The organism is Brevibacillus sp. MCWH (genome assembly GCF_013096935.1).
Lineage (GTDB): Bacteria > Bacillota > Bacilli > Brevibacillales > Brevibacillaceae > Brevibacillus > Brevibacillus aydinogluensis.
Genome location: NZ_SDLF01000161.1, coordinates 1 through 449 on the forward strand (window position 1 = coordinate 1; position 449 = coordinate 449).

Sequence of the window (449 nt, forward strand, 5' to 3'; positions counted from 1 at the left end):
GCAATAGGATAAGGTGGTGGAAAATAATTTATGATAGGTAAAAAAATATATTATGACATCAACACAGGTGAAGTTTTATTAATAATGCCTGAAATGTGCGGGGAATATAGAGAAACAACATTCGAAGAAGATTACAACACTTATAAAGTTCTTAATGAGCGTTTAATTAATACGATTGGTTGTATACAACTCGAATACGGTCAATACGCTGAAGATTTTTCCCAATGCAATGGCTATCGTGTGAATCCTGAAACAAAACAACTTGAATTTAGTTATCCTGACCCGAATGAGCCTGAAGCGCCGCAAGTTTTCCGTAAACCTCTTACGGAAGAATTAGAGGAAACTAAACAAGCGATTGCGGAATTGACATTATTATTAGCACAAATGCAAATGGGAGGTATGTGAGATGTTTAATGAAAATAGCGGTTTAGTCAAAGTTTGGGTAAGCC

General features: G+C 35.6%; 1 protein-coding gene. It reads left to right on the forward strand.

Features of this window, described 5'->3' with window-relative positions; genetic code table 11:
• The first annotated feature begins 30 nt into the window (after positions 1 to 30).
• Entirely contained in the window at positions 31 to 405 is a 375-nt protein-coding gene (locus ETC00_RS19870; protein WP_171567758.1) for a hypothetical protein, read from the forward strand.
• Positions 406 to 449: the final 44 nt, after the last annotated feature.